General features: G+C 41.4%; 6 protein-coding genes and 1 pseudogene. 1 reads left to right on the forward strand and 6 read right to left on the reverse strand.

Annotation, left to right across the window (positions count from 1 at the left end):
• The 6 genes and pseudogenes from DP117_RS33345 to DP117_RS33370 form a co-directional block, all read right to left on the reverse strand.
• A partial coding sequence (locus DP117_RS33345) for a hypothetical protein (protein WP_169222448.1) occupies nt 1–180 on the reverse strand: 180 nt, incomplete at its 3' end.
• Between the two features lie 10 nt (nt 181–190).
• A complete protein-coding gene (locus tag DP117_RS33350) occupies nt 191–1,963 on the reverse strand; it encodes a ShlB/FhaC/HecB family hemolysin secretion/activation protein (protein ID WP_169222449.1) in 1,773 nt (590 codons plus the stop codon).
• A gap of 732 nt (nt 1,964–2,695) precedes the next feature.
• Nucleotides 2,696–3,607 carry a DUF928 domain-containing protein gene (locus DP117_RS33355; RefSeq protein ID WP_169222450.1) on the reverse strand — a complete coding sequence of 304 codons (912 nt, stop codon included), beginning with the start codon at nt 3,605–3,607 and terminating at the stop codon, nt 2,696–2,698.
• A 39-nt stretch (nt 3,608–3,646) separates the two neighbouring features.
• Nucleotides 3,647–3,848, reverse strand: a pseudogene (locus DP117_RS33360) (IS1 family transposase); the annotation flags it as partial.
• Between the two features lie 130 nt (nt 3,849–3,978).
• Nucleotides 3,979–4,170, reverse strand: coding sequence for a hypothetical protein (locus tag DP117_RS33365; protein WP_169222451.1), 192 nt, complete (start codon nt 4,168–4,170; stop codon nt 3,979–3,981).
• Between the two features lie 104 nt (nt 4,171–4,274).
• Complete coding sequence (locus DP117_RS33370) at nt 4,275–4,898, reverse strand: hypothetical protein (protein WP_169222452.1); 624 nt, start codon at nt 4,896–4,898, stop codon at nt 4,275–4,277.
• A 69-nt stretch (nt 4,899–4,967) separates the two neighbouring features.
• Between DP117_RS33370 and psbP the strand changes: the two genes are divergently transcribed.
• Nucleotides 4,968–5,510, forward strand: coding sequence for a photosystem II reaction center PsbP (gene psbP / locus DP117_RS33375; RefSeq protein ID WP_169222453.1), 543 nt, complete (start codon nt 4,968–4,970; stop codon nt 5,508–5,510).
• Nucleotides 5,511–5,560 lie beyond the last annotated feature (50 nt).

The raw sequence follows: 5,560 nt of genomic DNA on the forward strand, positions 1-5,560 counted from the left end.
CGATAGGGCGGGTGGGGTATTTCGTGATTTATAAGTGATTAAGCGAACTTGATATGATTGATTGTTCGCATCTTGCTGGCTCACCAATGCTGGTGGAGCAACTTTGGCAACAGGATTGGCAGCCAAGGGAACGGGAGTCATGATTTGAGATAATGTAGCTAAAGTCAGAATGACAGACATAGTTCCTCATTTAGAAAGATTGCGTATAAATAATAGAGAAATAAAGTCCGTTCTCTTGCCAAGAATCTTTTTCACTAGAGGAGACAGAGACAAGAGGGATACCCCAATCAAAGCGGGCAGTTAGGCGATCGCTCTGTTTCCATAACAGCCCCAATCCTGTTGATACAAGAGTCTGATCCTCAAGAGGTGTTCTACCAGCGCTAGAAGTATTCCAGGCAGTGCCAAAATCAATAAATGGGGTAATCTGAAGTACGCCCTGAATCTGCGGGATACGTAAAATTGGATACTGTAACTCCACAGAACCCAAAAAACCATTGTCGGCTAAAAGCAAATCCTGACGATAACCCCGTACAGTAGCTTGTCCACCGACACCAATTTGTTCTGAAGGTAGTAATGCTCTGTCTGCTAATTGAAGATTTCCACGTACAAGTAATAAAGTTTCTGGTGCTAAAAGTCTTACCCACTGTGCTTGTCCGCGCCAAGCGAAAAATTCAGTATCTGGATCATTATCATTAGTCGTGGCATCAAAGACATTGACACCGAGGCTAAATTGCGATCGCGCTGCAATAACTTGTCTGTCACTGCGCTGTGTCCACTCTTGAAAAAACCGGACTGCGGATACTTTAGTTTTGCCATCTTCATCCGCACCCGGTGAAGGATAAGGAAATCGTTGTCCAAACAACGCTTCTAAATAACCAATATCACTATCGCGACGATTAGCGGTGATTCCCAGTGCAAGTTCCTGAGTTGGGGTTTGCAGTATAGGCTGACGAAAAGTAATTCCATACTCTTGAGAATTTCCATCAATATCTAAAATATCAAAAGGTTCTTCAATAACTTTTGTGGATGAAGTGCTGTAATTTAACTGCAAAGTGCCATTGCGGGGATTCACTGGCAAAGTATAGCTAAAATCCCAACTGTCACTGCCATCAGTATTAGCATAAGAAATGCTTAAACCATCTCCCAGTCCTAGTAAATTCGCATCGTTGAGTTGGATTTGGCGTTGAAAGCTGCCGATGCTGGGTACCCGATTGTTGTCTAGTCTAGCTTGGATAGAACGGGTTTGTGCCTCTGTAACCTTCACCTCTAAGATACTAGTACCAGGACGCGAACCTGCTGCTAACTCTGCAGAGAGATTTTTAATGAGTGGATTTTGTTGTAGCAGTTGCAGTGCTTCCACCAATTTCTTTTGATTTAAAGGTTTGCCTGTAGCAATTGCTAAGCGACTACGCACATAGTTAGGGTTAAGCCGCTTTGTACCCCGGACTTGGATAGTTTCTAACTTACCTTCAACGACCGTGATTTTGACTATACTGCCTTCTACTTTGAAAGTTTGATTACCTGGTATAAAAGCGCCAGAGGAAATATAGCCTGCATCAAGGTAGAGTTGAGTAATAGCATTAGCAGCCTGTAGGAGTTCGGTAAAGGTAATGGGTTTATTGGTGAAGTTTTTGGTAACTTCGGCAAATTTCTTTTCATCAAAGACGGTACTACCTTCTACCACAAAACGTTCAACCTTGATTTTTTCTGAAAATTCACTGGGAACAACTTCTGGAGTCGTAGGCGTAGGAGTCGTAGCGGGAGGAGACGGTAATAAATCTTCTGGGGGTGGGAGTTTTTCTGGTGTTGGGATTGTGGGTGTAGGTGGTACTCCTCGTTGGATATCCGATCCTGGTGGATTTATCTGTGCTTGTGCTTTTAGCGAGGTAGTAAAAAATAAGTTGACTAGTGTAGATGTCAGAATAAACAAATTTAATCTGAACTGATAACAATTTATACTCATTCTTAAACGATTCAATTGATGATAATTCAGTTTGAGACGAGTGGAATATATTTCAATACATGTTATTTAACACGCCTTGGTAGGCGATAAGTAAAATAACTAAATTAAACGTAAAATTCACCCAATATGCCTAGCAGCTTCCAGAAGCCTTGACACAGGTCTTGAGTCATGATTGTATTTTCTTCGATGAATTTTGTTTCAGGAAAATGGATATCAATATTTGATTAATGGGGGAGCATCCCAATTTTGCAAAAACATGTTTGTCATTCTGGAGCGCGCAGCGGGCAAGGGAGGGCAGCGGAATGAAATGGAGCGTATCTCCTTCGGAGACGCTTCGCTAACGCCTTGGCGCGGCGTTGGCGTTCGCGTTCGCCCTTGGCGTGGCGAAGCCTCAGCGTGTCCCCTTGGGACTCAGCCTGCCGTTAGGCATAGCCTCAGAATCTAAAACTCACGTTGACTCAACAGATGCTTCGTTACGCTCCGCTTCACTCAGCATGACAGTAAACTTGCACATTTGGGATGCTCCCGATTAATGGTTCCAAATAATACTGTATTGAAAGTCTAAGTACATTACCATACAAGAAAACGCGAGTTTAAATAACGACATTTAAAAAAATTATTTTACTGACTCAAAAATAATATTTAGTAACTATAAAGATATTCTTTAATGACTGTAGAGACATTGCAATAAAAATGCAATGTCCTTGCATCAACCATGAACCAATCATCTGATTACAATAGAGATGCGTTGATAACCACTTTTTCGAGTTTGACTGATTGCAACAACTCTTCCCAGTATTTCCTAACTTCTGGTTCATTAGAATTCTGAAGGCGTAAATCAGCCAAAGTTCTTAGAGCGTCTTCCCAATATTTGCTCTTAACATAGATTTCTATGCGCTCTGGTGGTGCTGCTGTTTTCAAGTCAACAGTTAAATTTTTATCAGGCAGAACTCGTTTGATAGAGCCTTGTAAAGATAAATCATTGTCTCGGTTTTGGAAATTGCAAATTACAGAAAAACTCCAAGTATACTGTTTGTTAGGTTCCAGAGATTTCCCTGTTTTTGACGTAAGATTAACCCTAAAAATACCAGCTTTCCCAGTGGGATTTAAAGAAACTTTTTGTAAAGTTCCAAACTTGCTATCGTCGCGTATAACAAGTTCCAGCCCCTTTGCTTGCTGTATTTGAGGAACATAGAAAAATAGGGAAGGATACTCTGCTGTCGTTAGCAAAGTTTCTTGATCTGATGGTATGAGTGGAATAGGGGACTGTTCCTCCTTAAAACAACCTCCCCGTGTTGCCGCAGCTCTTCTTCTACTAGGATTACCGACATTGAAGGAAAGACTAGGAGGGCGATTGCGGTTAATATAATCTGTAACATTGTTAATTGCCCTAGTGGCATACCTATCTCCAGAACGTGCCTGCTGCGCTTGCTTAAAAAAAGATAAGGCTTTTTGATAGTTTCTCTTTTGAGCTTCAGCATAGCCCAACTGCATATATTGATCGTAAGCAGAGTTGGCTTGAGCCACTAAATAAACAGAATTGTTAACTTTACCTACTGCTAAAACCTTGGAGTAGGTGGCGGATACCAGAGAAGAAAGCAGTAAAATAGTAAACAGAGATTTGAAGCAAAAAACTTGTTTCATAATACTTCTTCTTACGGCGTTGCATAAATGCAGGATGAATCAGCTAAATACAGGTATTTCCGTATACTTTAAGTAGTGTAGTAGTAATCTAACTGAGTTTTTCAACATATCTACTGACTTGGAATAACATAATGTTTTTCGTTCGCGTAGCGTGCCGGAGGCATTGGAGACGTGCCAAATAATGACGTAAACGTGTATTTTCTCCTTCGATTCTGGTCATATATGTTTTGCTAATAATATGGTATCCTGGGTCAATAAAACTGGCAGAAACTGATATATTGGTCTTTACGAAAATCCTCGCGAGAAATCTGCTAGTGCAAGGAGTCGTGACGTCAGTCGTCAGAAGTCAGGAGAGAAAAATACTTACAGAATCAGAGTTCTAAGCCATTCCTAACTGTCTTGTTATTTCTGCCGCGCTGCACTAGGTCTGCGATCGCTACCAACTTGTTATAATTGGTGCTGTTTGCTGGTGTCGCACTTGTTAACAAGCATAATCGACTAATACTTGTAGCCGTGCTTGTGACCCTTGTGGGTGATTTTTGCTTGTTTTGTATAGGACTCACGCACCATCTGCTAGAAACCCGGTTTGGTGAGTTCGTATTTGGTTGCAAAACAGACGATTTTTGATAGAAACCGGGTTTGTTTTCGTAAGTCCTGTTGTAAACAGTTACCGATAAACTAGTGCTAACCAACTAGGGAATGCGTAAGAATGAGAAGCTGGTAATTTTAACTCGCGATAACTCTTAAACACCCAACTTGCTGTTGTCTGAAGATTATCCATCAAATAAGCATCTTCACCAAAAGCTTCAAATGCCAGACTCCACCAAAAATTTTCTTGAATCATCAAATGGGTAAGTTCTACTGTACAACCATTATCAATATGCGCCTTTGTGGAAACGGGTTGTGGTGAAAACTCCCGTAGAACTTGGTAACGCTGTGAATAGCGAACTTTCTGGACACTGATCCATGAGGAGTTACCCAAAACGAGGTTTGGATGAAAACTTTCTTGTGTATCATCACAACACAACCACTTCCCCCATTTCTCTGCCCTACCTTGTACAAAATCGCCAAAGTACATAATACCTAATTCAGCTTTGCGCCACTTGACTTCCAAGCGTCCATGACGTAACTTAACTCCTAAAAAATCACATCCTGGTGAATAAAGATACAAATCTTCGCGTTCTTCTGGTGGTTGTCGCGGTGAAATCAGACAATTTTGCTCAAACCAAAATTTTATGTCTTGAGGTACAGTGCCAGGGTTAAACCAGCGCAGTTCGTAAGTTGTCAGCATACATGGGACAATGAAAACGAGAAATTACGCTTGCCTTGTGTTGCTTCCAGCTTAAAGGAAACTATATAAATGTGGAAAAGAATTGTATTGATTTTGCTGCTGATGTCTAGTTTCAGCTTGAGTTCTTCTGGTGTAGCGGCTGCAGCTGGACGAAGCTATGTAGACACGACAAATGGCTATGAGTTTTCATATCCTAATGGCTGGGTACAAGTCAAAGTTGCCAACGGTCCCGAGGTTGTGTTCCACGATATCATTGAAATGACTGAGAATATATCTGTAGTTATTAGTCCAGTTCCAGGAGGCAAAACTTTGCAAGAACTAGGAACACCAGGAGAAGTAGGATATAAATTGGGAAAAAACGCTCTTGCTCCTGAAGGTTCTGGTCGCAAAGCTGAATTAGTTAATGCCGAAGAGCGAGAATTGAACGGAATAACATACTATCTCTTAGAGTATGCAATTACACTACCTAACAACCAACAACGCCATAACCTTGCTAGTGTTGCTGTCAGTCGTGGCAAACTTTTTACGTTCAACGCCTCAATTCCTGAAAGACGTTGGGGCAGAGTCAAAGGACTCATCCAAGAATCAGTAGATTCTTTCTTAGTTTACTAGTTATTAGTACTATCTCCCCATTGCCCCCCAACCCCAAAGGGGACCCCTAG

It is taken from the genome of Brasilonema sp. UFV-L1, assembly GCF_012912105.1.
GTDB lineage: Bacteria > Cyanobacteriota > Cyanobacteriia > Cyanobacteriales > Nostocaceae > Brasilonema.